Here is a 1,165-nt window from a genome sequence, read left to right as displayed (position 1 = left end):
AGGGCGGGGAGGATGTCAATGGCTGTACGGTAGTGTTAATTTCAACAGGAGGAAGCTATGACAGAACGCCTCAAAGACGGAATGACCATAACTATAGGGAATCTCACATGACTAACGATCAGTTTCTTTTCAAACAAATGGTTGATCAGTATCCAGACCTTGCAAGGTATTGGGATTTTGAAGAACGAGCGGTGAAAGTGAAATCAGCGGATGATCTCCCTCTGAGTAGCGGAGAGAAAATTCTCATGACGTTCTTCTTGTCTGTGTGGTTTAACCGAAACGTTGATTTTGACATAACACGTGCAGCCGGAATTTTAAGCACAGAAAATAAACGAGTTATCGCTGAGTGGTTCTTAGATCCATTCTGGCCATAAACACGAAAATTAACGCCAGCGCTTAACGAGAGGGATTTTTCATGAGGTTAGATGATTTAGATAACTGTCCGCTATGCGGTGAAGACATGCGAAGGGGCGAACACCTTTGCAGGAACTGCCGGATTCAGGAGAAAATAGACAATATGACTGAAGCAGATTACAGAATGGCCGCCGGACCTGAATTACCATGTAACTACCCAGTTGTTGCACAGTCAGATTCAGAATTTTCACGCGCCACCTATAGTCTTGTAGACATACAATGGCAACCAGACGAGCCATATAGCACGATCATGTATAGGGGGCCAGAGCCAGGGGAATACAAAGAAACTCCGTTCAAAACGATACAGTTTGTCGGTTGGGACGGAACCCTAGTAGCTAAACACGTCAACGATTGGTTCATTTCCCAAGCTACAAAAGAATAATATCGTGACAGTCACGAATAGCTGATAGATACAACTATCAGCTATGTCTTATGAGTATACCCTTCTGTCACCCTCTGAATCCTTCCCCTCGCGCCTTAATGGCATAACTCTAATGACATAGGTTATAGTGACATAACCCTAATGACATAAGAGGCGGTCATGTACATATTTGGATACCTCCGGGCTTCTGCACACGATCAGGATGCGTCACGCGCCCAGCAGCGGCTTAAAGCCTTTGCACTTGAGCATAACCACCGGGTAGCCGGATGGTACGTTGAGAATGCGTCTGGCGCGTCCCTGCAACGCCCTGAGCTTATGCGCCTGCTAAATGATGCTGAGAAGGGCGATCTTATCAGGTGCGCCGTAAAA

General features: G+C 46.1%; 3 protein-coding genes. All 3 read left to right on the top strand.

Annotation, left to right across the window (positions count from 1 at the left end):
• On the top strand, nt 1-374 hold a 374-nt coding region (locus tag BBW68_RS12260), incomplete at its 5' end, for a hypothetical protein (RefSeq protein ID WP_222563090.1).
• Nucleotides 375-517: 143 nt separating this feature from the next.
• Nucleotides 518-796: a hypothetical protein gene (locus BBW68_RS12255; RefSeq protein WP_070135582.1), complete on the top strand. Its 279-nt coding sequence runs from the start codon at nt 518-520 to the stop codon at nt 794-796.
• 159 nt (nt 797-955) lie between these two features.
• Nucleotides 956-1,165 (top strand): recombinase family protein (locus BBW68_RS12250; RefSeq protein ID WP_186821332.1); only part of this gene is annotated, 210 nt, incomplete at its 3' end.

The sequence above is a fragment of the Candidatus Erwinia dacicola genome, from assembly GCF_001756855.1.
Lineage (GTDB): Bacteria > Pseudomonadota > Gammaproteobacteria > Enterobacterales > Enterobacteriaceae > Erwinia > Erwinia dacicola.
The sequence above is the reverse complement of the archived record's forward strand: the minus strand, read 5'-3'. Positions and strand labels throughout refer to the sequence as shown.